Consider the following 25,370-nt stretch of genomic DNA (forward strand, 5'->3'; position numbering starts at 1 on the left):
GTCTACTTCTTGCCGATGTAGTGTATTGTTTAATATGTATTTTTCAAATAACAGCGGCTAATTATTGTCCGTTTTGACAGCACAATGGACTCTCTTCACGTAAAACAGGAATAATGATGTTATTTATCAAGGATTTTTATCATGCGCTTTTGCATGCATTAAAAAATTTATTACCGATTGTTGCTGTCGTGCTTTTCTTTCAGCTCGTGATCTTACGTCAAGTTCCAGATGATGTGTGGACGATGACATTTGGTTTATTGGTAGTGGCGGTTGGTGTTGCTCTATTTCTACAAGGGTTAGAGTTAAGTATCTTTCCTGTCGGAAAAAGCTTGGCTAACCAATTTGCACGGCGCGGCTCGATTCCTATTTTACTCAGTTTTGGTTTTGCGATGGGATTTTCTGCGGTGATTGCTGAACCGGCACTGATAGCGGTGGCAGAACAGGCACAAACCATTAGTGAAGGACGTATTGATGGGCTTACTTTACGCTTATTGGTTGCAACGTCGGTTGGTTTCGTCATTGCGCTGGGTGTCTTTCGTACCATCATGGGATATCCCTTACATTGGTTTATGATTATTGGTTATTTGCTGGTTGTGACCATTACCTATTTTGCTCCAGAAGAAATCGTTGGGCTTGCTTATGATTCAGGGGGCGTCACCACCAATATTGTCACCGTTCCTTTGATTGCTGCGATGGGGATTGGTCTTGCCAGCTCTATTCGTGGGCGAAACCCATTAATTGATGGGTTTGGTTTGGTGGCGTTAGCGGTAATGGTTCCCATGATCAGTGTGCAGTTGTATGGCATTTACGTTTATTCGCAGCCAGAAGTACATGACGTTCTGACAATACTCGGTGATGAAACAACGAATCAACTGCCTATGTGGGTTACGCCACTGCTCGAACTTGCCAGCATGGTTAGGGATGTATTACCGATAATCATCACTATCTTATTCTTTCAGTACATTATTCTACGTCGACGATTAAGTAATCCTAAACAGATTATCTTTGGTTTTTCATTAGTTATCGTTGGACTGTATGCCTTTGTTGTCGGTTTAAAATTAGGTCTATTTCCGATTGGTAGCGCAATGGCGGAACAACTTATCGGCCGAGATCAATTATTCTACATTTATCTATTTGCTTTTATGATAGGTTTTGCTACTACCATGGCTGAACCTGCCTTGCTTGCCGTAGGACAACAAGCTGAAGAAGCGGCGGCAGGTAAAGTTAAAGGTAATACGATCAGAATATTGGTGGCGTTTGGGGTCGCGACCGGAATCGCGATTGGTGTACATCGCATCATTATTGGTGGTTCGATGCACTATTTTATTATGGCGGGTTATACCTTAGTGATTATTTTGACGATGTTGGCACCGAAGTACATCATCGCGTTAGCCTATGATCTTGGTGGGGTGACGACCTCTGAGGTTACGGTACCTTTAATCACGGCTCTCGGTATTGGTTTAGCGACTCATATCGAAGGTCGAAATGTCCTAATTGATGGCTTTGGTCTGATTGCCTTCGCCTCTATTTTTCCTATTGTTACAGTTATGCTCTACGCCATTTTCACACAATGGTATTTTCAATTTTCAAAGGTGAAATCATGAAGTTTTCCGTATTAGTTGCCATCGTCCCCGAAGAATTCGAGCAAGAATCGATTGATACCGCTCGTGAGCAAGGCGCAGGTGGTATTACCGTATTAGCAGGTCGAGGCATCAGCAATGAGACCAGAAAGACGTTTTTTGGCTTAACCTACGATGGTAGTCAATCCGTTTTACTCATGGTGTTAGAAAAATCTCTTTCTTTACAAGTCTTAAAGTCGTTACAAGTACTGTTACGTCCAAGTGAGGAAGATTCAAGAGGCATTGCTTTTACTATTGGATTAGAACATCTAGCAGGGATTGACCTCAATCAACTGGATAAATTTGAACAGCAGCTGTTCCAACAGCAGTTAAAAGACACTTTATAAGGATAAAACCCTATGTTAGTAAAAGACGTTATGATTCGTGACGTTGTCACCATATCACCGTTCGCTAAGTTACGTGAAGCCATGATGTTGATGAAAAAACATCATTTAAAATCTCTGGTCGTTGAACAGCAAAATGCCAATGATGCGTTTGGTCTAATCACTTATACCGATATTGTCAAAACAGTGATTGCGGAAGGTGGTGATATTGATTTATTAAATGTCTATGACGTATGCGCTAAACCGGCGATCTCGGTTGGTGAAAATCTCGCGTTAAAACATGTTGCGGCGCTGATGACTCAACAACATATTAAACGTCTACTGGTTTTAAATGATAATCAACTGCTCGGGTTTGTGTCGATGGATGATATTATGGATGCCTTACTGGCGCGCATCGATTAATATATGACAGGCTCCAGCTTTGAGTACGGCTTAGGTGGACACCTAGGCCGTAGTATCTATGGCGTTAAGCACCTTGTAATACCGCATAAAGCTGAATATATTTACGTACGAGCTGTTGGTTTTTAGAGCGCTTAAGAGGGTGACCATACTTAATATAGCAGGGGGTCATGGTAAAAGTGGACTCTAACGTTTGTAGCAGTTGTGATTCACTTTCATAGAGAGTGATGCCTTGTGCATGATAGTCAGCCAGTTCATCGGGTAATCGTCCTGTCCACCAATGCAACAACTCACGACTTTTTTGGCTGCGACTTATCCAATGATCGGTGAGCAAGAGTAATAGATCATTGGGTTGAATGGCATAAGCATATTCTTGTTTCCAAGCACAAATATCGCGCAATAATTTTGCGCGGCACGTTTTCCCCGCACTCACCATATGTTGCGTTAATATCCACACCGTCCCTACATCACTACTCACTCTAAAATGATAAGGAAGTTCATTGTTGGGCATAAAGTCTAACGGCATGTATTCACAGGTATGACCAAATTCAGTTAACGTGCGCGCTAGTCGCCGGGCAAAAGCTTGGCTGAGGTGATGTTGACTCATTCCTTGATTATGAATAGTAGGGTAGTGCTTTTCACATAGTTTTAGACAATCGGCTTGAAACTCATTGACACTTTGCGTCACTATATCCAACAGCAAGGCGATGTACTCCTTAGCAAAATGTATTTAAACGATCCCACTTTAATCGCTTCCTAAAATTCAAATCCCATTGCTCTCGAAAAAGTTAACCTTCACACATCCACCACCCAATAAATAATGGTGGATGGTCAATCAGTTGGCTTTGACTAAAAGAGCACCATCGCTAGTGACATGATGAATCAATCGCGATGAGCTTGGCAACTGAAAGCAGTGTAGAGTGTGCTATAGCATACATTTTTCTTTTCATTTTTCTGAGTCAAGCGAGAACATATCAAGGCAATATGTTTCATAATGTTACCACTTAAGTTGAGGTGCATATCTGTCAATTTAATTAACTGTTTGAAATTAAACAATAATTAGTTTTTCGGTGTCAGTCGCACCATGTGAAACATGGCATAGAAAAGTTTCTTCAAATAAATTGAACAACATCATCAATTGCCTTGTCTATCCAGAGCGGTACAAATGGTAAATACTCTGTTATCAAGATGTATCAACTCGGCACTTTTACAAAGAGAAATCCTATGAAGACCCAAGTGACACATTACAATCGACCGCTGCAAATTATTCATTGGCTATCCGCTATTGTCGTTATTGGTATGTTTGCCGCGGGTCTATGGATGGTCGATTTATCCTACTACAGCAAGTGGTATCACACGGTTCCGCATTGGCACAAGTCAATTGGTATATTACTGGCAGGGTTAACCTTATTTCGTTTTATTTGGAAGTTAGTGACGCCGTCACCCTCCGTGGAAGGTAAACCACTTGAGCGTATCGCTGCCAACATTGTTCATAAGCTTATCTATGTGAATTTAGCGGTGATCTTTATTTCTGGTTACTTAATTTCTACCGCCGATGGACGAGGCATTTCGGTGTTCGATTGGTTCACTGTACCTAGCCTTGGTAGTTTGTTTCCAAGACAGACGGATATCTCTGGTGATGTTCATTTTTATGCCGCTTGGTTTCTGATCATCATGGTCTCGATTCATGCACTCGCGGCATTGAAACATCACTTTATCGATAAAGACAATACCTTACGTAAAATGACAGGAGCAAAAAAATGAAAAAGAGCTTACTTGGATTAGCGTTCGCTTTGGCATTACCTTTTAGTGCTAACGCTGCTGACTATGTAATTGATACTCAAGGAGCTCATGCTTCTATCAACTTTAAAGTAAACCATTTAGGTTTTAGTTATATTAAAGGTCGTTTTAATACCTTTAATGGTGAGTTTTCTTATGATCCTGAGAATATTGCAGCTTCAAAAGTTACGGTAAATGTTGATACACGCAGTCTCGATTCTAATCATGCAGAGCGAGATCGCCATATTCGCAGTGCAGATTTTATCAATGCCTCGCAATTTTCTACCGCGACATTTACCAGTACTCATGTGGTGGATAAAGGCGATGGTAACTTAGCGATTACTGGTGATCTTACTCTGCATGGTCATACTAAACCAATTACTATCGATGCTCAGTTTATTGGTGCAGGTACGGATCCTTGGGGTGGACAGCGTGCCGGATTCATGGGTACGACTCGTCTAGAATTAAAAGACTTCGCGATTAAAGTGGTTGGCCCATCAAGTTACGTTGACATGGAACTGCATGTTGAAGGCATCAAGAAATAATTGGTCGATGTCATTCTGTTCGATTGATTAAATAGAAAATTCCCTGAATTATCAGGGAATTTTTTTGCCTATCATTTATCGTGTGTATCGGCCGATAATGATGAGTCGCTGTTTAGGCTCTTGCTAACTCTTTTTCTGTTTTAACCGCCGTCACTCGTTCACCATAAATCGCACGTAGCTCGGCCAACACATGATTGCGATTCAGAACACCGACAAATTGCCCTTTGTCCAAAACTGGCAGCACATGGGGTTTACTGACTTTCATGCTTTTGGCCCGCTCTTCAACTGACAACGCATTAAATCGAGTGGCAATACCCATACTGGTCGTTGGGAAAAGTTGCTCTTTATCGATGCAAAAGAACTCCGCTACATCAACTAAACTATCACTCGCATTAATAGCAATGACATCACGAGTCATTAAATCAACAACTTTTTGTTCTGCATTCGGTAAATAGTCTTGGCACCATAGCTCGACCATCACATCGTGAGCTGAGAACATGCCGATCAAACGACCTTGGCGATCAACGACAGGGGCGGCGGTAAGATAATTATCCAGTAGAGTATCGATAGCGGATGGTACTGGAGTCTCTGCACTGAGAGTAATGGCTTTTTTATCCATCATATCTTGAACGATGATTGCGTTTTTCATAGTAGTTTCCTTAACCGACTGAAGAGGGGTAGTTTTTGTTATTGTGCTCACATGAGCGGCTTTTAAATGTGGACGACGATAAATTGACCAATTTGCTAAGCCAACCAGAACAGCACCGCCGACAATATTTCCTAAAGTGACAGGGATAAGATTGGCCGTAATAAAAGCAGAGATATTGAGGTCGGCGTACTGAGCGGGAGTGCTGCCGACCTGTATCCAGAAACTTTCTGGAGCAAAGGTATGAATCACAATACCAAGAGGGATCATAAACATATTGGCAACACAGTGCTCAAAGCCACTGGAGACAAACATCGCTACTGGCAATATTGTCATCGCGGCTTTAGTCATCGCATTGGCTGAACTAAAAGTTAACCAGATGGCTAAACACACCAAAAGGTTACAAAGCACCCCTAAGGCGAAAGCTTGAACGGCCGTATGGTGCAGTTTATGTTGAGCGATATTTAGCGCATTAAGACCCCATTGACCGTTATCTAATTGATACAAGCCCGCAGCAGCGACCAACAAAAGTAGGAACATCGCACCAATAAAATTGCCCACGTATACTTTGCCCCAGATAGCGAGCATTTTGCTAAAGCTTATCTGTTTATTGGCCCATGAAATGCTTGATAGCACTGAGCTGGTGAATAACTCACCACCACAAATGACAATCAGTATTAGCCCCATACTAAAAGCAAGGCCACCAGCGAGACGACTCAATCCCCAGCCAGCACTCTCACTCCCTGTGGTCACAGTAATGTAAAACAAAAAAGCCAAACCAATAAACGCACCGGCCATTACCGCTAGACTTAGCGTCAGTCCACTGGTTTTTTGCGCTTTACTTAAAGCAAACTTTTCCGCTTCAGCCATCATTTCATAGGGTGAAAAATAGTGTTGATTTTCAGCGTTGGCTGTCGACATACGCGCTCTCCAGACTCACATTCATAATTACCTCCTGACAAATTAAACAACGCCGTATGGGTTGTTACCAAACCAGACTAGGGCAGACGAGCAGGGCGGTAAAATGGATAATTCTTGGTTACCCTATCAATTTTATTGATATAGTTGGGTGAGCCAGTAAAATGAAACGAATTGCTCATTATGGGCAGGGTAATGATGGTTATAAAAAGGATGTAGAGTGCGATATTCATTAAAACAGTTGGCCGTTTTTGATGCGGTAGCAGATTCCGGTAGTGTCAGTGTCGCGGCAGATAAACTCGCCTTAACTCAGTCAGCCACCAGTATGTCGCTCGCACAGCTAGAAAAAATGTTAGGGCGTCCACTATTTGAACGTCAAGGCAAGCAGATGGCACTGACCCATTGGGGGATGTGGTTGCGTCCGAAAGCGAAACGCTTACTGCAAGATGCTCAACAAATTGAAATGGGCTTTTATGATCAGCATTTATTGAGTGGAGAGATTCGTCTTGGTGCGAGTCAAACTCCTGCGGAACATCTTGTCCCCGATCTTATCAGTATTATTGATAGTGATTTTCCAGAGATCCGCATTGAGCTGGGCGTCAGAAGTACCCAGAGCGTGATCGACGGTATTTTAGATTATCGCTATGACTTAGGGATCATCGAAGGTCGTTGTGATGATAGCCGAATTCTCCAAGAAGTTTGGTGTCGTGATCACTTATGTATTGTTACTTCCGCTCATCATCCGTTTGCGAAACGCGATGTGGTGAGTTTAGCCCAATTAGAACAAGCGAAATGGGTATTACGTGAACAGGGCTCAGGGACGCGTGGTATTTTTGAGAGTGCAGTGCATAAGCTTATCCCGGATTTGGATGTATGGCGTGAATATGAGCATGTTCCCGTGCTGCGTAGTTTGGTAGAAAATGGCCCCTATTTAACCTGTTTGCCTTATTTGGATGTTGAACGATTTATTCAAAATGGTCAGCTAGTAGCGCTGAATGTTCCCCAGCTGAGTATGGAGAGAACATTAACTTTTATTTGGCGAGCAGATATGGCTGAAAACCCGTTAGCAGAATGTATTCGGCGTGAAGGATTACGGATGATGAAGGGTAAGCCCTATGTTCTTTAGTTCCTAAATCTGTTGATTTACCGTTTGCGTCACAATTTTATGTATTAAACTTCAATTGTTACTTTAAATATGTGTTCCTGATCACTGGTTATTGTGTTTGTTCCCCTTTACTATGCCGCTCATTGATAAGGTTGTTTGCAAGCGAGTCACTGCGGAGAAGATCATGAATATACTATTCGCCATTTCACTGACAACAGGGATCTTATCGGGTCTTTGGGGATGGATTGCTGTCTCGTTAGGGCTTCTCTCTTGGGCTGGTTTTTTAGGTTGCACCAGTTTTTTTGCTACGCCCAATGAAGGGATCAGAGGATTACTGCAAAGTTTACTGTGTAACATCAGCGGGGTTTTCTGGGCGTTAGTGATTATCTACAGCTCTTCGTGGATGGGGGGGGATGTATTAGGTTATATCATTACTGCAATGGTTGCCTTTATGATGTGTATTCAAGCGAGTAAAAGTTGGCTTGCTTATATTCCCGGTACCTTTATTGGATCTTGCGCAACATTTGCCGCAGCAGAGCAATGGCCTTTGGTGATCCCTTCATTACTGCTTGGGGGAGTTTTTGGTTATTTAATGAAAACGAGCGGAGTGTGGCTTCATCAACGCGCACAGAATAGCGCTCAAACTAAACGCCTAAAATCCATCAACCGTGTCAGTTAAATCGTTTACTTGATAACGGATCCATTCTTCAAAATACGATGGTTGGATTTCATTGCTTATTTTTGTATCAATGACCTCATATCATCTTTTCTGATATCGACATTCATATTTCCCCTAAATGTGACTGTTTTGCTCCTTTGATACTAAGCACAGCCTAAAGTTAACTGGCTGTGCTTTTTCTTTGTTTATTGATCGAACGTTCGGTGATCTCTAGCCATGGCCGTTTGCCATCGTAATCACGCGTTTCAGTGTCCAGCGTAGTAGGACCGGGATAGATTCAAGACCATTTTTATCACAGTGAGAAACAATCGCCAAAGCTAAGTCAGGTTTTGCGTGTTTTTTGAGTACGCGGCTAACCACTTTTTTAGCTGGAATAGGATGATCATGAGGGATCTTGACCATGTCTTTAAAAAAGTCTTCAAAGCCGTGAGAATAGAGAAAATGCTCGATATCGCGATCAGGGAGTTCGGTTAATCGATGTCGAGGTTGATCATTGCCCAACATGCCGATCACTGTTGCTGCGTATTTCTTACCTGCAGGATCGCCGTCAGTAACCACATGCCATTCAATAGAAAAAGCTTTAGCCACTTTGATCAATGACTTTAATCCTGATTGGGCAAACTCGATAATTTGTACGCCTTCTGCAGCTAAGTTATAACCACATTGTCTTGCTAATTCACTAAACAACCAAACTTCAGTTTCGCCTTCTACCAATAGCCAACAGCGAGCGAAAAGCGCACCAGAACGATGAAAACGAATATGAAAACCAATTCGTCTCAACTCATCTCGGCTAACGCCATGGATCGGCATGCTGGTTGCGATCGTTTTATCTGATTGTCGAACTAAACGACGGATCGAGTGCAGGGGGACTGAGCCGAGGAGATCGCCACTGTTAGTAGTTAAGATCTTTTGCATCGGTAACAACTCTAAAAGACTCCAGGCTCTGGCTAAGTGAGTGGGGTGTAAACGCCCTTCCGGATCTTCAACGATTAAAATCGGTCGCGCATAACGGCGAAGATCATTGGGTCCTTTCGCTTGAAGATAAGCATTAAGTAGCCCGAGTAGTAACAAACGCGTTTGGCGATTTTTGGTTTCATCGACAATTTGCGTTAAGCTTTTATCGTTGCTTGGTGAAGCGTAGACTAAGCTTTCGCGTTCACGACGTGGGTTTTTACGTTTTTGATCTTTGAAAGAAAAATAATGCTCGACTAAGGCTTGCATAGCGCTCAGGCTACTGCGCATTTCACCTTTATTGACATGGCCGGGAATCGCCATTAAGCGGCGACATGTATTATTAATGCGTTTCTCAACGCGAGTGTTTTTACCGTTACCTTCGACAAAGGGGCGTTCAAATTGTCGAGAATCTCGCAGTCGGATCACCGGATGTAAATTCATCAGAGTTTGAGCGATTTGTGCGCTGTCATGAACTAAAATAGGATTACCGTCTAAATCTAAGAAAGCATAATCGGTTGAGATATCGTACTGTACCCGTGTTCCGCTGACACGATAAATGATTCGTTGATTGCCCTGTTCGTCTTGTCGCCACACCGGTTTCAGCTTGCGATAGCGTCCTGCGCGGTGTTCGCGAGGTTCAGTAGTGACAAAACTCAAAATGATTTGAATATCTTGGGTTTGGGGGTGAGAGACAGAATAGTCGACGTGGAAATCTTGCAATTCGAACTGGTAAGGCCGACCATCGGCAGGTAGCATGATGGAGAGCGCATCCAATAATGAGGATTTACCCCACGTATTCTCACCAATGAGGGTGGTTAACTCATCAAAAGCGAGCGATAAACGGCGAATGCCACGAAATCCTGATATTTCAATACGTTCTAGATGCATTGGCAAGGTCCTTTTTCTCAACGCGTGCCTGCTTACGCTGAGCTTTTCTTTTAGCATAAAGGAAAAAGTCTGAAAAAGCAGACCGTTAAGGCTTGAAACTTGTCCTCATCTCACAAATTCATCCCTTTTATCTCGTATTACGTAATAAACGATAGGACAGTCGGACACTTTTTTTGCAAACCTATTTCATAAAAGTCACGATTCTGTCATGATTTTTCCGCTAGGATGAGCGCGAAAGAGAGAGAAAGTTATGAAAAAAATAAAAAATATTACATCAATCACTCTGGCTCATATCAATGATACCCATTCTTATTTTGAGCCAACATCATTACAACTGACCTTGAATATTGACGGGCAAACGATGACGCCTTTTGTCAGTGCTGGCGGTTTTGCACGTATAGCCACTCGTGTTGAGCAGTTAAGAGCCGATGCGAAGCGGATGCAGCGAGAGTTTATCTTGGTTCACGCTGGCGATTGTTTCCAAGGCACGCTCTATTTTTCGTTATTCAAAGGATTAGCGAACGCAGAAATGCTCAATTCACTGGGCCTTGATGCTATGACTTTAGGGAATCACGAGCTGGATATGGGTAATGATCCGGTGGCGCAATTTGCTGAGCGTATCCAGTTCCCTTTACTTGCCGGTAACTGGGATTTATCGCAAGAGCATGAAGATAAACCTCATCGTTTAGCGATGAATCCGCGCGTACATGCCTTTGATGTAGATAAACAGTGCGCTCGGTGGATTGTTAAATCTGCGCAGGGAAGTGATATCGCTCTCTTCGGTTTATCTTTGGATAAAATGGATGAGATAGCCAACCCAGATGCTGATACACCATTTATCAACGCGTTAGAAACAGCTAAGAATACTATTCAACAGATCCACAATGCTGGGATTAATAAAATTATTCTCGTCAGCCACTTAGGCTATGAAGCTGACAAAGAGTTAGCGGCTAAGGTTGATGGGATAAGTTTAATCGTCGGTGGTCATACTCACGTATTGCAAGGTGATTTTAGCTCACTTGGGTTAAGTAGTGAGGAATCCTATGGACAAAAAATTAACCAAACTTACGTTGTTCAAGCTGGGCTGTATGCATTGGCGTTAGGCCACTGCCAGATAGACTTTGATGAACAAGGCAACGTAGTGAATTTCTCAGGGCGTAATGAATTATTGCTGGGTCGACGATTATTTCTTGATGCGAGCATGAGTGAAGCAGGCAGTGATTCTGCTTATCTCGATGCCTGTGATTTTGTAAATAACCACCCTAATGTCGTGGTGTGTAAAAAAGATCCGCAAGTGCATGCTATTTTGCGCAATAAATACATTCCTCGTGTGCGAGAGTTGCAGCAACAAATCATTGGTCATGCTACTCAAGCACTACGTCATGTGCGTATTCCCGATCAAGAAGGCCCCAGTGAATTGGCTCCTTTAGTGGCGAGATCCTTTATGCATGTGATGCGTAAACGTGGCTACCCGGTTCAGTTTGCGATTCATAATGCGGGCGGTGTGAGGACCTCCTTATCTGCCGGTGCTGTTTCTGTTGCCGATATTGCCGGAAAATTACTTCCGTTTGCCGTGCCGATTGGCGTTTATCGTTTAAAAGGTAAAAGCCTGGCTAAAGCCCTTGAAGGGGCAATTAATAACGCTTTAAATAATGGTGTCGAGGGCACGGGAGCGGGAAGTTATCCTTATACTCACCATCTTTCCTTTGAGTATCTGCCCGAACGACCGCTCGGAGAACGGATCGCCAATTTACAGATCTGGCAAAAGGGACAGTGGCATCCCGTACAAGCGGAACAGGAATATTGGGGAACGTCTTCGGCTTATACCATGAAAGGGAAAGAAGGCTATCAAGGACTGACAGAAATGAAAGGAGAAGGGAAAATCACTACGATTTCGATGGCCGATGCCTTTATTGAGTTTTTAACCGATAACCCCTCGATACTCAGTAATGACGCTGAACGACAAGAAACGGGACAATACACACGTTAATATGGCGTGTTCTTTGCAAAGCATTATGCGCTGTGACTCAAACAGGGGAGAAGCCAATGTGGAGCAAAGACTGGTTAGATGCTTTAGTGGTCGTCGTTTGGATTAGTTTATGGGCAGGTTTAGTGTATGCTTTGCCCTTCGCAGGAATTTAATTGCTATCAACTCTAGACGAAAGTAGCGACTCAGCATAAAATGGCGACGTTTGGGGAGTAGTCGCCATTTGTTTATTTGTCGTCATCACGTTAAGTATCGCTTATCCGGCAAATATAAATAGTTTGTTTATCACTTCTATTTCGACGAGACCAACGCATTCCATACTGCTTATTTAGGCAGTGAACTAACTGGTATGCGGAAGGTGTCGTTTTCCTATCGAGAATCCGTTTTCCTTCCGCCTGTGGAGGAAGCATGACCCCGATCATCTACATTTCGTTTGCGTTATTAACGTTTGCTCTGGTTGCTATGGATATTTGGCAAACTCGTGGTAACCGAATCACCCTGCAACGCGCGCTAAGCTGGAGCGTGGTTTGGATTTTACTCGCGTTTTTGTTTGCGGCAGTCCTTTATCTATTTTGGGATGATTATGCTGTTCATAGCCCTTATAGCGCCTCGCAAGCAACATTAGCTTTTCTAACCGGTTATCTACTCGAGAAATCGCTTAGTATTGATAATTTGTTTGTCTTTGCGATTATTTTTCATCAATACGCTGTGCCGGAGTCGCTTCGTCCAAGAGCGCTTTTGTTCGGAGTGATTGGCGCGCTTGTGTTGCGTGCGGTGATGATTATCGTTGGTGCTCAATTACTCGAACAATATCATGGCTTATTGTATGTGTTTGCCCTGTTCTTAATGTGGACGGGTGTGCAGTTATTACGAGAAAAGCCAGCGAGTCACGCTAATCCATTAGCAGAAAGAATCATCCGACGTTGCTGTCGAGTGACGAATCAATACCAAGGACATGCACTTTGGGTACGTGTTGGCAAACGCTGGTGGGTTACTCCGATGTTGATCGTTGTTGGTGTGATCGCCTGTATGGACGTGATGTTTGCACTGGATTCTATTCCAGCCATCTTTGCGGTGACCAGAGAGCCTTTTCTCGTGCTCGCTGCTAACGTTTTCGCTTTGCTTGGCTTGCGTTCATTATTTTTTGTTTTACAAGGCTTGCTGGATAAGTTTATCTATTTAAAACCGGCGTTAGCTTTCATTATGATGTTTATTGGCGTAAAAATGTTACTGGTTGGATCCCGCTGGGAAATCCCGACTTGGATATCATTGTCGGTATTATTAATGACCATGCTATTTGCGATCATCGCATCACTTGTTAAAGGGCAGGCTCGATCTCAAGCTTGTGTTATTAAGTTAGAAAATAGTGACTTTACGCGAGAGTAAAATATTTGTTAATGAAAAGCCTGAAAAATCGTAGAGCGATTGTCCTTATGCATTTGATGGTTAAATAGTAGCTTTAAATGCGTTTGTTTTGAATATATATTCCGCAGTTGTTATGGGGTTGTTTCATTAGTTTTTTTAATTCGAAATGACAAATTTTGTCACTTCTTTTGTAGCAATAGCTTGCTTAAAATGCGCGCAAATAAGTTACCGAATTAAGAGAGGCTCACATGGCACAAGCAATGCGTTTAGGTACTTTAACAGCACCCACCTCTATGGATAAAAAAACCTATGCGGTTAACTTCAAAGGATTGATAGCTCATTTGGTGGATATTCTTTTTGTGGAAACGAAACAAACAACGTATTACCACACTGCAGAATTATCTAGCCATATTCAACGTGATATTGGATTAACACGTTAAGCAAAAAGATAAGTTGTTAAAAGACAAAAGCCGACGAAAACGTCGGCTTTTTGCTATATACATTTAGCGCTTAGCAAAGATAAGCACAAAGTTGCTTATTTCTTGCGGCAATACTCAGCGATAATGTACATAGTTTGACCATTAACTTTACCCTGAATGTGCTTTGGATCATCGGTTAAGTTAATACCACGTACCGCCGTTCCTTGTTTGATGACCATGCTTGAGCCTTTCACTGGAAGATCTTTGATCACCGTGATGTCATCGCCTTTTTTGAGCTCGACACCATTCACGTCACGGGGTTTATCTTCATCATCGTTCATACCAATTTCGGCCCATTTTTGAAGATCTTCTTCCATATACATCATATCCAGCAAATCTTGCGCCCAGCTTTCTGTTGCTGATAAGCGCTTGAGTTGACGCCATGCCATTACCTGAACGGGCGCCACTTGGCTCCACATACTGTCATTTAGACAGCGCCAGTGATTCGCGTCCATCGTTTCAGGTTGTTCGATTTGTGAGCTGCAGGTGGCGCAAAGCATGATAGCGTGATCGACGGTGATCTGTGTATGCGGGGCAACCACATAAGGAGACAGCGAGCTCTGTGCTGCGCACAGTTCACATTTTGAGTCACAGCGTTCGAGTAAAGTTGCTTCAGTAGACATTGATTCCCACCTCTATAAGATTAAGTTCGCGGGTATTATCCACTTTATGCCTACGATTGGAAGGGTTAAACCCCGAGAATATTCTGCAACTCTCGGGGTAGTGAAGACAATTAAAGTCGTTTTGAACGGGATGTTAGTTTATGGTCCACAATTGGGCGCTTGTCGCGTGGTATCTGGCAATGTTGAGATCTTCGCAGCCAGATCATTAATGCGTGTGCTGTGGGAAGGATGGGTCGATAGTAGCTCAGGTGGTTGCTGTCCCATCGAAGCTCTTGCCATATTTCGCCATAGTTCGATACTTTGTGTCGGATCAAACCCAGCTTGGGCCATTAAGGTTAATCCTAAGCGATCCGCTTCTGATTCTTGGCGGCGGCCATAAGGCATAATCACGCCATATTGAACACCGACACCTAAAGCCGCCATCGTCAAATCACGATATTGTGCATATTCTGAAGCTCCTAAAGCAACATCAGTTACTTGTAATCCGACATTGGCCAGTTGGGTTTGAGAGAGGCGTTCATTACTATGATTGGCAAGTACATGAGCAATTTCATGACCAATCACCGTTGCCAGTTGATCTTGATTGACGGCAACGCTTAGTAATCCGGTATAAACTCCGATTTTGCCGCCAGGTAGGGCAAAAGCATTCACTTGTGGACTATCAAACAGGACAACTTCCCATTGCTCGACGCTAGGCTGTGCTGGGACGTACTGAAGAAGGGCATCGGTGACGCATTGTACGTAGCGAGTCAAGGCCGCATCTTGACTGATCGGCAACTCACTTTTCATTTGACTAAAAGATTGCACGCCGAGCGTGCTCATTTGGGTATTCGAGAACAGCAATAGCTGGTTGCGCCCAGTTGGCGAAGCGCTGCAAGCGGTTAAACCCATCAACGTTATCATTAAGCTTAAGATTTTTATTCTTAAACGCATAATACATCCTTAATCATAATCATCCCTATAATGACTCGGTAGGATAGATAGCCAAGTGGTTGTACAATATACCCAAGTTTGTTGGAGATGCAATATTGCTGGATGCGCGTTGTTGACGGCTATTGATGTATTTTATTAAGGGTGAACATGGACATTTGGAAAAAGCCAATCAGTTTAGAGCGATTAAATGCCACGTCAAAAAATACCATGATGGAGCATTTGAATATTATTTATACCGAGATCACGGAAAACACTATCTCGGCAACCATGCCAGTCTGTTCGTATACACATCAACCATTGGGAATGTTGCATGGTGGAGCATCGGTGGTTTTAGCCGAAACCTTAGGCTCCATTGCCGGTAATTTTGCCGTCGATAAGACTCGCTATTGTGTAGGATTAGACATTAATGCTAATCACTTACGGGCTATGCGACAAGGTCAGATAATTGGCACGGCGAAACCTATCCATATTGGGATTTCCACTCAAGTTTGGCAGATAGATATTACCGATGAACAAGGCCGCTTGGTCTGTGTCAGCCGTTTAACGTTGGCGGTCAAACAGCAGCGTAATAAAGTAAGCCAAGATAGCGAGGCAAGCGAATGATGATGGAATTTTCCGGTGGGAAAATTATTGCCACCGCACATGAAGTGGTGGTGCGTTTACTGGGTGAACATTCAATTAGCCTACAATCATCAAGTGACAATGTCACTTTACTTGGCAGAGGCGCGAATGTATTGTTAGCCAACAGTGGTGGTGTAAAATGGTCGGTTAAGCTCGATAACAGTGAGCAATTATCTGAGCTTGCTCAATCTTTAGGTTGCGATATCTCCTAAACTGGTGGCCTGCTCTTGCACTGAAGGACCTAAATAGAGGAAACTGTAGTAAGTTTTTAAGATATAGAGTTTCCTCCTTTATGAGTAGCCCTCGCTTACGTGTCCAATTTGAAACCTTATTTGCTCATTTTCATGGTCAAGATGCAGAGACGCAATTAGACGATATTACCGACATTTTATTTTGCACTCGACGTAATGCGCGCATTGTTCTCAACAAATTAGAAGATGAGGGGTGGATTGAATGGCATCCCGCTCCAGGACGCGGCAAACTCTCACAGCTTATTTTTAAACGTAGTCGGGCAGATGTCAGTGAAAACCTTGCTCGCCGTTATCTGCAAGAAGGCAAGATAGGTCAAGCGCTGGCGGTATTGGATCAAGATGCCGCTAAGTTAACCCAAGTTATCCAAAGTTACCTAGGTGTACAACACCAAGAGGGCTTGCAAGTGGTGCGTTTGCCGTATTATCGACCACTTTCTATGCTTAATCCCACGAAGCCGATGCGCCGTTCAGAGCTGCATATTGCGCGGCAAATTTATTCTGGTTTGACTCGTTTAGATGAAGAGGAACAGCTACAAGCGGATCTTGCCCATCACTGGCAAGCGTTAAGTCCAACACACTGGCGGTTTTATTTACGCCCTGGAGTACGTTTTCATAACGGTGAATTAATGACCACTGAGATAGTGGTGCAGAGTCTATGGCAATTACGTTTGGTAAATTTGTTTGCGCACATTGACGCCATTACGACTCCGGATAATTGGGTCGTCGATATCCATCTATCAAAACCTGATACTCGCTTACCGTTATTGCTGGCAGAATCTTGTGCAAAAATTTTATTGCCAGAGTCATTAAGAGCGGATGACTTTGATCAAAAACCGGTGGGCAGTGGTCCTTATAAGGTATTCGTTAATGATGAGAAAAGGCTAGTGCTACAAGCATTTGATGGCTATTTTGGTTTTCGTCCATTGCTGGACCGTGTCGAAGTATGGGTTATTGATGAAGTGCACTCCTCAATGGTATTTCCGAGCTTAACGCATCCGATGAAAAGTCAACGCGGTTCATTTAGTGAAGATGTTGAACTCGATCCCGGTTGCACTTATTTATTACTCAATCGTCGTAATGGGATTGCGTCTAATGAGGTTTGGGCCAGTTATCTACAAACTAAACTCAGTGCGCTGAATTTATTTCGTTTGTTACCAGAAGAAAAAGTGGTTGAACTGGGCGTATTGCCTGCTTATGGATTAAAGCCGGGTTGGTATCATCAAAATGGACCAATGTCAGCCGTTGAACCGCCAATCGGTAATACCGTTACAGTTGCTTATCATGCCCAGCATCCTATGTTTCCTACTTTAGCAAAGTGTATTGAACGCCTACTTAAAGAAGATGGCATTGAGGTAACTTTCATTAAATATGAATTAACCGTCGATGATGTCGATCAGGTAGACATTTGGATCAAAGCTATGGGTATTGCTAACCATCGGGATGATGCACTGGCTGGCTGGTTATTGGATTACTCTGATATTGAACCAATGAGTCAAGCTGAGGATTTTTATCGTTGGTCTGGATTGATTGATCAATGGCGTGCGAGCGATGAATCAACCCCTTTTCCCGCTCAAGAGCTCGGTAAGTCCTTAGTCGCCAGTAAACAGATCATTCCAATGTTTCATTGCTGGTTAGGGGTGAATAAAGATCAATGTGGTGCGTTACAAAATGCAAAGTGCAATGCCTTAGGCTGGTTTGATTTTAGCCAAGTATGGGTAAAGCCAGAGTAAAACGATCGTCTAATCACCGATCTTGTATGAGGAAAGAAGAGATGCAAAGCCCGATTACTTTAGAAGCGCTACATATCCTTGATGCGATTGATCGCCGTGGCAGTTTTGCTGCCGCGGCCAATGAACTGAACCGCGCACCAAGCTCATTGAGTTATCAAATTCAAAAGCTTGAACAAGATTTGGATATGATGATTTTTGATCGCTCTGGTCACAAAGCCAGTTTTACTGATGCCGGACGGTTGATCCTTGAGCGTGGGCGAACCATTTTGTCGGCCGCCGAGAAGCTAGTTAACGATGCGACGTTACTTGCTAACGGTTGGGAATTGGATATTACATTGGCTTTTGATGGCATCATTCCGGTCGCGAACTTTTTTCCTTTGGTGGATGCGTTAGGCAATGTCAGTAAAACTCGAATTCGTCTACAAGAAGAGATTTTAGCCGGAAGTTGGGAGTCTCTCGCTACAGGAAGAGCCGATTTACTGATTTGCCCCAAGATAGACAGTTTACCGCAAGAAGTAAAATCAGAGCGATTAGGCTCAATGTCACTGATTTGGGTTGCTGCGAGCGATCATTATGTTCATCGCCGTCGTGGTGAGTTTGATGAGCAGGCTCGACAGAAGTATCGAGTGATTGCGATTGCCGATACAGCGCGGGAACAGCCAGCGATGAGTATTAATATCTTAGAAAAACAGCCGCGTTTGACGGTGAGTAATTTTAATGCCAAATGCCAAGCGCTGGTGGAGGGATTAGGTATTGGTACGTTACCGATACAAATCGCGCAGCCGTTGATTGCCAGTGGGCAGTTGCAAAAGATATCGGGCAGCATGGATAAACATATTGATATTGTTATGGCGTGGCGTAGAAATACGACGGGTGAAGCCAAATCGTGGTGTATTCAATATTTGAAAAAACATTGGAATCTCGTCTGATCTACCAGAGTATTGATTTACGGTTTGGTCAGGGTTAAGACCATATCTGCCGTTCCATCTTCAAAATGGATCTCGATACTAAAGCCGAGTTTTTGGGCTAAACTAAGCATCCCTTTATTGCTAGGCATGGTCATACCTGAGATGCGGGCAGTGCCTTTCGCTTGGCAGTAATCAATGATCTTTTTCATTAGTAATGATCCGAGCCCTTTACCTTTAAGATCGGAGCGGATCAAAATGGCAAATTCAGCATCACTATTATCATGGTTGATCAATGCTCGTGAGACGCCAATGATCTCTGCTGGTGAGGTTTTATGGCTGACAGCAACAAAAGCCATCTCTCGGTCGTAATCAATTTGGGTAAAGTTGGCTAGCGCTTCGTGATTAAATTCACCGACATCCGAAAAAAAGCGTTTGTACAGATCTTCTTTTGAGACTCGATGAATGAAAGCGGCATGTTGTGGCTCATCTTCGGGGAGAATCGGCCTAAGAGTTAACGGCTCCCCATCTTTAGCGATGACATTTTCCACCAATTCAGAAGGATAGGGACGGATAGCTAACCGACTTTGCGCATCCCCTTCGAAACGCTGTAATATCAAATCGGCATCTAGAATCGTAAATTGATCACCATTGACCAGTAAAGGGTGGATATCCAATTCATGTACTTGTGGACACTCAATAATCAGTTGGGAAATTCGGACTAAAAACTCGGATAAACCGTCAATGTTTATTGGTACTGGTTGTTTTTGTAGACGAATTTTACCGCTGCGTAGCGCCCGAACAATTAAATATCTTGCTAATGTACTATTTAATGGCGGTAATGCAGCGACTGCATCCAATGACTCTTCCCATTCAGAACCGCCTTGCCCCAGTAAAATTACCGGACCAAAAATAGCATCGTGTTTGACTTTAATACGTAACTCTTCTCCTCCGCCCAACTTGGCCATTGCTTGCACCAACAAGCCATACACCCTAGCTGCAGGGTAGGAGAGTTGAGTTCTATCAAGGATCGATTGCGCGGCATTGGCGACTTCGTTACGGTTGCGTAGGTTAAGCATAACGCCTTGTACATCGGATTTATGAGCAATATCTGGTGAACGCAATTTTACCGCAACCGGATAGCCAATCGTTTCTGCTATGTGTACCGCCTCACTGCTGTCCGAAGCAATCCAAGTCGGTAACACATTAAAATGAAAGCATTTGAGAAAACTGCCTATTTGATGAGTATCAATGTGTACACTTTCTTGTTCACTTAAATGCTCGGCGATCCACGCTTTGGCGCTATTGATTTCTGAAGCGGTCACCAACTCAGTGGTCGTCGGTGTTTCCATCAACTGTTTTTGGTTACGCCTAAATTCAACCAAATGCATGAAAGCGACGACGGCACTTTCTGGCGTGCGGTAGGTCGGGATACCGGCTTGAGTAAAAATGTGCCGAGCAGGGCGAGCGGTGAGTTCCCCAGACCAATTAGTCAGAATATTAAAACGCCTCGCCCGAGGATGGTTTTTAATCACCTCAACAATAGCCATTGCTGTTTGTTCTGAGTGCGCGATGGCGGAAGGAGAGTGCATAATCAGAATGGCATCGATATCATCACTGTCGAGTACCGCTTTTAACGCATTAATATAACGAGTGTGGTCAGCATCCCCAACAATATCAATCGGGTTATTTTGCGACCAACTACGCGGAAGGCATTGATCCAGTTGTTGGTAAACGGTATGGCTTAATTGTGCTAATTTGCCTCCGCGTTCGAGTAACGTATCGACAGCCATAATAGCAGGCCCACCACCATTAGTGATGATCGCTAGCCGCTCGCCTTGGAGTGGTACGGCATGAGTTAATGTTTCAACGGCCGCAAACAGCTCATGCGTATTATTAACCCTCAGCATACCGGTTCTGCGAATGGCAGAATCGTAAATAATGTCTAGTGTGTCTTCGCCTCCAGTGTGTATTTTAGCCGCTTTTCGCCCTGCAGCGGTTCTACCACCTTTTAAAACAAGTATTCGTCGATTACGAGACGCGGCACGTGCCGCGGATAAAAAGCGGCGTGCATCTTTAATAGTATCAACATACAACAAAATCGCGTGAGTGTGCTTGTCGATACTGAGCGAATCGAGTAAATCAGCGAAGTCGATATCGCAGGCGTTGCCTAGGGAAACAAAAGCCGAAAAGCCAATTTGTTTATCATTGGCCCAGTCAAGAATCGTAGTACAGACGGCTGCTGACTGAGAAATAAAAGCAATATGGCCCTTTAAGGCATTGACTGGAGAGAATGAGCCATTGAAGTGTATCCAAGGCAGAATAATACCGAGGCTATTAGGGCCAAGCACACGTATGCCCGCTTGTTTGGCTATCGTTAGGCACTGTTGCTGAACTTCATGCTGCTGGGCATCTTCACTGTACATATCGGCAGATAACACGATAACACATGAAACGCCTTTCTCTGCCAATTGACGGAAAAGTTCAAGATTACGAGAAGCATGGGTACAAAGAATAGCAATATCAGGAACGAGAGGTAAATCAAGCACGGTCTTATAAGCCAAGACTCCACACACAGAAGGATAACGAGGCGTTACTGGCATAATTGCACCATCGAAACCGCCCTGAAGTAGGTTTTTCATGACGATATTACCGGCACGAAAAGATCGCGTTGAAGCGCCAATCACAGCCACAGATCTTGGATTAAGTAGCGGGTTAATAGAATTCATGATGCAAAAGACCTAAAAGGTAACGAGCCAATAACTAAGTTTTGCCTTTAGCATGAAATCTTCACCAAAGGTCAATACAGCCATATCAACAACACTGTAGTTAAAATTATCTAATGGTGTTGATGTATTTAGTCTGGATGTGATCTTCATGACATCATCTCTCTTTCACTTTGTGCCACAAATCACAGGATAATCAGAGATAATCACATCCTATACTTGATTATAAGACGCGCTATCGGCATGATTTACATTACTTTCTATCTAAGGTGTTATTGGTTTATGAAAAGAATTGCGATTGTTGGCTTGTGCGCGCTGCTGGCCGCCTGTGCCTCAGAAAATTATATCACGGATGTAACAACTCAAAGCCACACGGAAGAGTTTGCCGTGGCTGATATTCCTAAACCTATTGTCTCAGAAAGGGGTAACGCTGACGGTGTCTCCGAGCGTAATGTTCAAGCTCAAGTGATCAAAATGGCTCCGGCTGAAGAGAAACAAATCGTCAAAGCAACGCCGCCAGCCAAACCTAAAGTCACTATTGCACCACCAACCGAACAGCAATTAGCAATGAATCCACGTTATGGCTTCACCATTCAAGTTGTTGCCGTTGGGGCGCAAACTAAGGTTGATCAATTTGCGAATCAGTTACCTAAAGATGAACAACCGATCTGGGAAAACTATAAAGTCGTTAATGGTACGAAATGGTACACGGTCTTGTATGGTGATTATGCCACTCGTCAGGAAGCGTTGAACGCCTTGCAAAGATTGCCAGAAGAATTCCGTGACTTGAAACCATTCGTTAAGAGCATTGATAGTATTAAAAACTCAGATTTCCCCACACTAAATAAACTCAACTAATGAACGTTTACAACAGGGGCCTTTGCCCCTGTACTGTTTATTCTCTACACAATTAAACTAAGATTAGGTAATAAATCCTCTTCTATGGTGTACCTCTGTGCTGAATTGTCTATCATAGCCGATAAAATGAATGTAGTTACTGCATCACTTGGCCTCGTGGCCTGCAACCGAATTTTGGTGTAACGGAACAGTGTAATGAAAAAAACAACAATTTTACTTTTATGTGGTGGGGGCTCATCAGAACATGAGATCTCGCTAGTTTCCGCTGATTATTTGCAGCAACAACTGACGTTAACGCCATCGTTCGACGTGATTCGAGTAGAGATGAAACCTGCTGGCTGGTTTACTGAGTCTGGCGATATGGTTTATCTTGATACGAACTCTGCCTCACTAAACAGTGAGCATGGATCTCGTCGCATTGACTTTGTTGTGCCTTGCATCCACGGTTATCCGGGAGAAACGGGCGACATCCAATCGATGCTAGAGCTGGCCGGTATCCCATATTTAGGATGTGGACCAGAAGCCAGTAGTAATAGTTTCAATAAAATCACGTCGAAACTATGGTATGACGCACTCGGTATTCCTAATACACCCTACTTATTTTTAACAGAAAATAACGATGAAGCTTTACGTCAAGCCCAGCAAGCCTTTGATAAATGGGGCGCAGTGTTTATTAAGGCGGCTCGACAAGGTTCATCGGTTGGCTGTTACAAGGTCACCGATAAGCAGCAAATTGCCAAGGCAATTGATGATGCCTTTACCTTTTCTGATCAAGTGCTGGTTGAACAAGCCGTCAAACCACGAGAATTAGAAGTCGCCGCTTATGAACTCGGTGGCAAACTCCATATTACTCAGCCTGGCGAGATTATTGCTCCTGATGATGCTTTTTATAGCTATGAAGAGAAATACAGCGCAAATAGCCACTCAATGACTAAAGTGACTGCGGATAATATCACCGCAGAGCAAAGAGACCTCATTAAGCGCTATGCAGAGAAAGTTTTTGTGCATATGAAATTAAGACATCTTGCTCGAATTGACTTTTTCCTTACCTCACAAGGTGAAATTTATCTTAATGAAGTGAATACTTTCCCGGGTATGACGCCCATTTCAATGTTCCCGAAAATGCTGGAACACCACGGCCACTCATTCTCCGTGTTTTTAGCTGATTGTGTCCAACGCTCACTTATGTCCAAGGTTTAATTCGAGTAAATTTTATTTTAGCGACTGCTGCGGTGTGTAACTTACCTAAGTATTGGTTAGGCATCGCAGGGCTTAACCAACGGCCAAAACTTTGAATATCTTTAGTATGATAGCCTTGTTCAGCTAGCTCTTTTACTGCACCAATTCGGGTCGATTGACCTGAAAACTTTAAATGTGGTAGCGCTAATAAATCACCAGCACGCCTTAATATACGGTAGATGGATGAATCATCTAAAGGTCGATTATTGATGTTGCCATGCCTATCAATTGAGCGAAAAACAGCGCCGTCTTGCTGAGAGATTAATGCTATCCAACGAGCTAATATTTGCTGGGCGGAAGGGGATAATTGATAGATTTCATTGCCGATCCTAAGTTGACTATGATCTTCTGTAATATCCGTGAAGCTGAGCTTTTTAAGCTCTCCTCGTTTCATGGCACATTCAAACATCACGTGATAGATAGCTAAATCACGTATCGCGAGGCTTTCATTACTTTTAACCATCAATTGATAAAGTGATGCCAAGTGTTGACGAGTAAAACATTCAGCTTGTTTCTCATCGCCGTATTTTTCTGCCCTTAAGCGTTGAAGAAGTTGACGAACTTGAACATTCAACGTCGGATCTTTTTGATTCAGTAAGTAATGAATCATACCGATAGTGACAGAGTAACGTCTAATGGTACTAAACTTTCTTACCTTGGCTTCACTTTCAAGAAATAACCTAACGGCGGTAACGGAGGCCGGTAAAGGGTTTACTGATTTTCTTTGACAAAATTCAGTGAAAATATTCCAATCTTTACTGAAGGCGAGTAATGAATTTTTTTGATAGTGTTCTCGGGTCAATAGAGCAAGCTGCTGTGGTGTGATAGGATGCTTAAATTCCAATAGCTTAGCTTTGATCTGTTTTGCTTCGGTCAATTGTACAAGAGGTCTTTTCATGTTAATGCACTATAACTTTCTAATTAGTTACTAAATATACTTGCGTACCGAGAAGATACAATTATTATTTAACTATCAATGACAAAAATAAGTAGGTCATCATGGCAATCACTACATACCGAGGATTTACTCTAAAATCTGCAGATAACTCACCAGACATCTGGCAAGTGCAGATCAAAAAAAACGTTTTAACTGGAAACCTCGCTGCAGTAAAAAAAAGTATTGATTGGTTTTGTGATACGGCATCGCTGATTGACCCAAGTGAATTTGAATCGATTGGCAAAAAACGAGAAGGTGGTTCACAAACGATTCAAGAGCAATTCAACGGTTTTATGTTAAAAAATGATACAGGGGAACCCAATGGATGGTATTGCTTTTTCAATGGCCGCTTGATCAAAGGAGCAAAAGTTGCTATTCAAAAACATATCGAAGCTTATCTGATTGCAAAACAGAAAGCGGAAGCTCAACAAACTCAATTAAAAAAGTAACAAAGAACGAAGTATATTATGACTCTTGTATATTCAACGGAAACGGGCCGTATTAAGCCTGAAGCCCCAAGCATCGAACGTCCGAAAGGTGATGGGATTGTCAGAATTCACAAAGAAACGAAAGGTCGCAAAGGCAAAGGTGTGTCAATTATTAAGGGTTTAGACCTTGATGATGCGCCTCTCAAGCTGCTGGCTGCTGAGCTAAAAAAGTCCTGTGGCTGCGGTGGCTCGATCAAAGATGGTCATATTGAAATTCAAGGTGAAATGCGAGATAAAATTAAGCAATTGCTTGAAAAAAAAGGTTACACGGTAAAGCTTGCTGGAAGCTAATAACGACACTTGTATATCGATAACAAGAGTCGTTATTGCTATTTTATGGTAAATCAGAATA

25 protein-coding genes and 1 pseudogene are annotated in these 25,370 nt (G+C 43.1%); 19 read left to right on the top strand and 7 right to left on the bottom strand.

Annotated elements, in window-relative coordinates:
* Window positions 1–116: 116 nt before the first annotated feature.
* The 4 genes and pseudogenes from CAG58_RS16980 to CAG58_RS14360 form a co-directional block, all read left to right on the top strand.
* Window positions 117–797, top strand: a pseudogene (locus CAG58_RS16980) (DUF1538 domain-containing protein); the annotation flags it as partial.
* Window positions 798–878: 81 nt separating this feature from the next.
* A complete protein-coding gene (locus CAG58_RS16985) occupies window positions 879–1,604 on the top strand; it encodes a DUF1538 domain-containing protein (protein WP_224215239.1) in 726 nt (241 codons plus the stop codon).
* Entirely contained in the window at window positions 1,601–1,966 is a 366-nt protein-coding gene (locus tag CAG58_RS14355) for a transcriptional regulator (protein ID WP_161426582.1), read from the top strand. Before CAG58_RS16985 ends, CAG58_RS14355 begins: the two co-directional genes overlap by 4 nt.
* A gap of 12 nt (window positions 1,967–1,978) precedes the next feature.
* On the top strand, window positions 1,979–2,365 hold the full coding sequence (locus CAG58_RS14360) for a CBS domain-containing protein (protein ID WP_161426583.1): 387 nt from the start codon (window positions 1,979–1,981) through the stop codon (window positions 2,363–2,365).
* 64 nt (window positions 2,366–2,429) lie between these two features.
* Here CAG58_RS14360 and CAG58_RS14365 read toward each other — a convergent pair whose 3' ends face one another.
* Window positions 2,430–3,065, bottom strand: a complete 636-nt coding sequence (locus CAG58_RS14365) for a hypothetical protein (RefSeq protein WP_154171071.1) — start codon at window positions 3,063–3,065, stop codon at window positions 2,430–2,432.
* Window positions 3,066–3,586: 521 nt separating this feature from the next.
* On the opposite strand from CAG58_RS14365, the gene CAG58_RS14370 reads away from it, so the two are divergent.
* On the top strand, window positions 3,587–4,126 hold the full coding sequence (locus CAG58_RS14370) for a cytochrome b (RefSeq protein WP_161426584.1): 540 nt from the start codon (window positions 3,587–3,589) through the stop codon (window positions 4,124–4,126).
* A complete protein-coding gene (locus CAG58_RS14375) occupies window positions 4,123–4,686 on the top strand; it encodes a YceI family protein (RefSeq protein ID WP_161426585.1) in 564 nt (187 codons plus the stop codon). Before CAG58_RS14370 ends, CAG58_RS14375 begins: the two co-directional genes overlap by 4 nt.
* 112 nt (window positions 4,687–4,798) lie before the next feature.
* Here CAG58_RS14375 and focA read toward each other — a convergent pair whose 3' ends face one another.
* Window positions 4,799–6,253 carry a formate transporter FocA gene (gene focA, locus CAG58_RS14380; protein WP_161426586.1) on the bottom strand — a complete coding sequence of 485 codons (1,455 nt, stop codon included), beginning with the start codon at window positions 6,251–6,253 and terminating at the stop codon, window positions 4,799–4,801.
* Window positions 6,254–6,470: 217 nt separating this feature from the next.
* Between focA and CAG58_RS14385 the strand changes: the two genes are divergently transcribed.
* Entirely contained in the window at window positions 6,471–7,376 is a 906-nt protein-coding gene (locus CAG58_RS14385; RefSeq protein ID WP_004396351.1) for a LysR substrate-binding domain-containing protein, read from the top strand.
* A 163-nt stretch (window positions 7,377–7,539) separates the two neighbouring features.
* Window positions 7,540–8,034 (top strand): DUF1097 domain-containing protein, encoded by a 495-nt coding sequence (locus CAG58_RS14390; RefSeq protein ID WP_161426681.1) that lies wholly within the window; start codon window positions 7,540–7,542, stop codon window positions 8,032–8,034.
* 210 nt (window positions 8,035–8,244) lie between these two features.
* Here CAG58_RS14390 and CAG58_RS14395 read toward each other — a convergent pair whose 3' ends face one another.
* On the bottom strand, window positions 8,245–9,876 hold the full coding sequence (locus CAG58_RS14395; protein ID WP_004396350.1) for an ATP-dependent endonuclease: 1,632 nt from the start codon (window positions 9,874–9,876) through the stop codon (window positions 8,245–8,247).
* 250 nt (window positions 9,877–10,126) lie between these two features.
* Here CAG58_RS14395 and CAG58_RS14400 point away from each other — a divergent pair, with 250 nt between their 5' ends.
* The 3 genes from CAG58_RS14400 (at window position 10,127) to CAG58_RS14410 (ending at window position 13,668) form a co-directional block, all read left to right on the top strand.
* Window positions 10,127–11,866 (top strand): bifunctional metallophosphatase/5'-nucleotidase, encoded by a 1,740-nt coding sequence (locus CAG58_RS14400; protein ID WP_161426680.1) that lies wholly within the window; start codon window positions 10,127–10,129, stop codon window positions 11,864–11,866.
* Window positions 11,867–12,271: 405 nt separating this feature from the next.
* Complete coding sequence (locus CAG58_RS14405) at window positions 12,272–13,249, top strand: TerC/Alx family metal homeostasis membrane protein (protein ID WP_161426679.1); 978 nt, start codon at window positions 12,272–12,274, stop codon at window positions 13,247–13,249.
* Between the two features lie 227 nt (window positions 13,250–13,476).
* Window positions 13,477–13,668 carry a hypothetical protein gene (locus CAG58_RS14410; protein ID WP_004396347.1) on the top strand — a complete coding sequence of 64 codons (192 nt, stop codon included), beginning with the start codon at window positions 13,477–13,479 and terminating at the stop codon, window positions 13,666–13,668.
* A gap of 95 nt (window positions 13,669–13,763) precedes the next feature.
* Here CAG58_RS14410 and CAG58_RS14415 read toward each other — a convergent pair whose 3' ends face one another.
* Together CAG58_RS14415 and CAG58_RS14420 are read right to left on the bottom strand one after the other, a co-directional pair.
* Window positions 13,764–14,330: a PhnA domain-containing protein gene (locus CAG58_RS14415; protein ID WP_154171068.1), complete on the bottom strand. Its 567-nt coding sequence runs from the start codon at window positions 14,328–14,330 to the stop codon at window positions 13,764–13,766.
* Window positions 14,331–14,468: 138 nt separating this feature from the next.
* The gene (locus tag CAG58_RS14420; protein ID WP_161425670.1) at window positions 14,469–15,263 is read right to left on the bottom strand and encodes a M48 family metallopeptidase; all 795 of its coding nucleotides are present in this window, start codon (window positions 15,261–15,263) and stop codon (window positions 14,469–14,471) included.
* Window positions 15,264–15,410: 147 nt separating this feature from the next.
* On the opposite strand from CAG58_RS14420, the gene CAG58_RS14425 reads away from it, so the two are divergent.
* The 4 genes from CAG58_RS14425 to CAG58_RS14440 all read left to right on the top strand — a co-directional run bounded on the left by CAG58_RS14425 (window position 15,411) and on the right by CAG58_RS14440 (window position 18,794).
* Entirely contained in the window at window positions 15,411–15,866 is a 456-nt protein-coding gene (locus CAG58_RS14425) for a hotdog fold thioesterase (protein ID WP_161425671.1), read from the top strand.
* Window positions 15,863–16,096: a DUF3389 domain-containing protein gene (locus CAG58_RS14430; RefSeq protein WP_154171065.1), complete on the top strand. Its 234-nt coding sequence runs from the start codon at window positions 15,863–15,865 to the stop codon at window positions 16,094–16,096. Before CAG58_RS14425 ends, CAG58_RS14430 begins: the two co-directional genes overlap by 4 nt.
* 80 nt (window positions 16,097–16,176) lie before the next feature.
* Window positions 16,177–17,865 (top strand): SgrR family transcriptional regulator, encoded by a 1,689-nt coding sequence (locus tag CAG58_RS14435; protein WP_161429640.1) that lies wholly within the window; start codon window positions 16,177–16,179, stop codon window positions 17,863–17,865.
* 41 nt (window positions 17,866–17,906) lie between these two features.
* Window positions 17,907–18,794: a LysR family transcriptional regulator gene (locus tag CAG58_RS14440; protein ID WP_154171063.1), complete on the top strand. Its 888-nt coding sequence runs from the start codon at window positions 17,907–17,909 to the stop codon at window positions 18,792–18,794.
* A gap of 17 nt (window positions 18,795–18,811) precedes the next feature.
* Here the strand turns inward: CAG58_RS14440 and CAG58_RS14445 are convergent, their stop codons facing one another.
* Window positions 18,812–21,499 carry a bifunctional acetate--CoA ligase family protein/GNAT family N-acetyltransferase gene (locus tag CAG58_RS14445; RefSeq protein ID WP_161426300.1) on the bottom strand — a complete coding sequence of 896 codons (2,688 nt, stop codon included), beginning with the start codon at window positions 21,497–21,499 and terminating at the stop codon, window positions 18,812–18,814.
* Window positions 21,500–21,778: 279 nt separating this feature from the next.
* Between CAG58_RS14445 and CAG58_RS14450 the strand changes: the two genes are divergently transcribed.
* Complete coding sequence (locus CAG58_RS14450; protein ID WP_040905007.1) at window positions 21,779–22,354, top strand: SPOR domain-containing protein; 576 nt, start codon at window positions 21,779–21,781, stop codon at window positions 22,352–22,354.
* Window positions 22,355–22,549: 195 nt separating this feature from the next.
* Window positions 22,550–23,554 carry a D-alanine--D-alanine ligase gene (locus CAG58_RS14455; RefSeq protein ID WP_161426172.1) on the top strand — a complete coding sequence of 335 codons (1,005 nt, stop codon included), beginning with the start codon at window positions 22,550–22,552 and terminating at the stop codon, window positions 23,552–23,554.
* On the opposite strand, the gene CAG58_RS14460 is transcribed toward CAG58_RS14455, so the two are convergent.
* The gene (locus tag CAG58_RS14460) at window positions 23,538–24,491 is read right to left on the bottom strand and encodes a tyrosine-type recombinase/integrase (RefSeq protein WP_161426171.1); all 954 of its coding nucleotides are present in this window, start codon (window positions 24,489–24,491) and stop codon (window positions 23,538–23,540) included. The two genes, CAG58_RS14455 and CAG58_RS14460, sit on opposite strands and share 17 nt — an antisense overlap.
* A gap of 101 nt (window positions 24,492–24,592) precedes the next feature.
* Here CAG58_RS14460 and CAG58_RS14465 point away from each other — a divergent pair, with 101 nt between their 5' ends.
* Together CAG58_RS14465 and yciH are read left to right on the top strand one after the other, a co-directional pair.
* Window positions 24,593–24,979 (top strand): DUF3319 domain-containing protein, encoded by a 387-nt coding sequence (locus CAG58_RS14465; protein WP_154171059.1) that lies wholly within the window; start codon window positions 24,593–24,595, stop codon window positions 24,977–24,979.
* An 18-nt stretch (window positions 24,980–24,997) separates the two neighbouring features.
* Complete coding sequence (gene yciH / locus CAG58_RS14470; RefSeq protein WP_004396328.1) at window positions 24,998–25,309, top strand: stress response translation initiation inhibitor YciH; 312 nt, start codon at window positions 24,998–25,000, stop codon at window positions 25,307–25,309.
* The last annotated feature ends 61 nt before the right edge of the window (window positions 25,310–25,370 follow it).

It is taken from the genome of Vibrio sp. V31_P5A7T61, assembly GCF_009904895.1.
In the GTDB taxonomy this organism is placed as follows: domain Bacteria; phylum Pseudomonadota; class Gammaproteobacteria; order Enterobacterales; family Vibrionaceae; genus Vibrio; species Vibrio metschnikovii.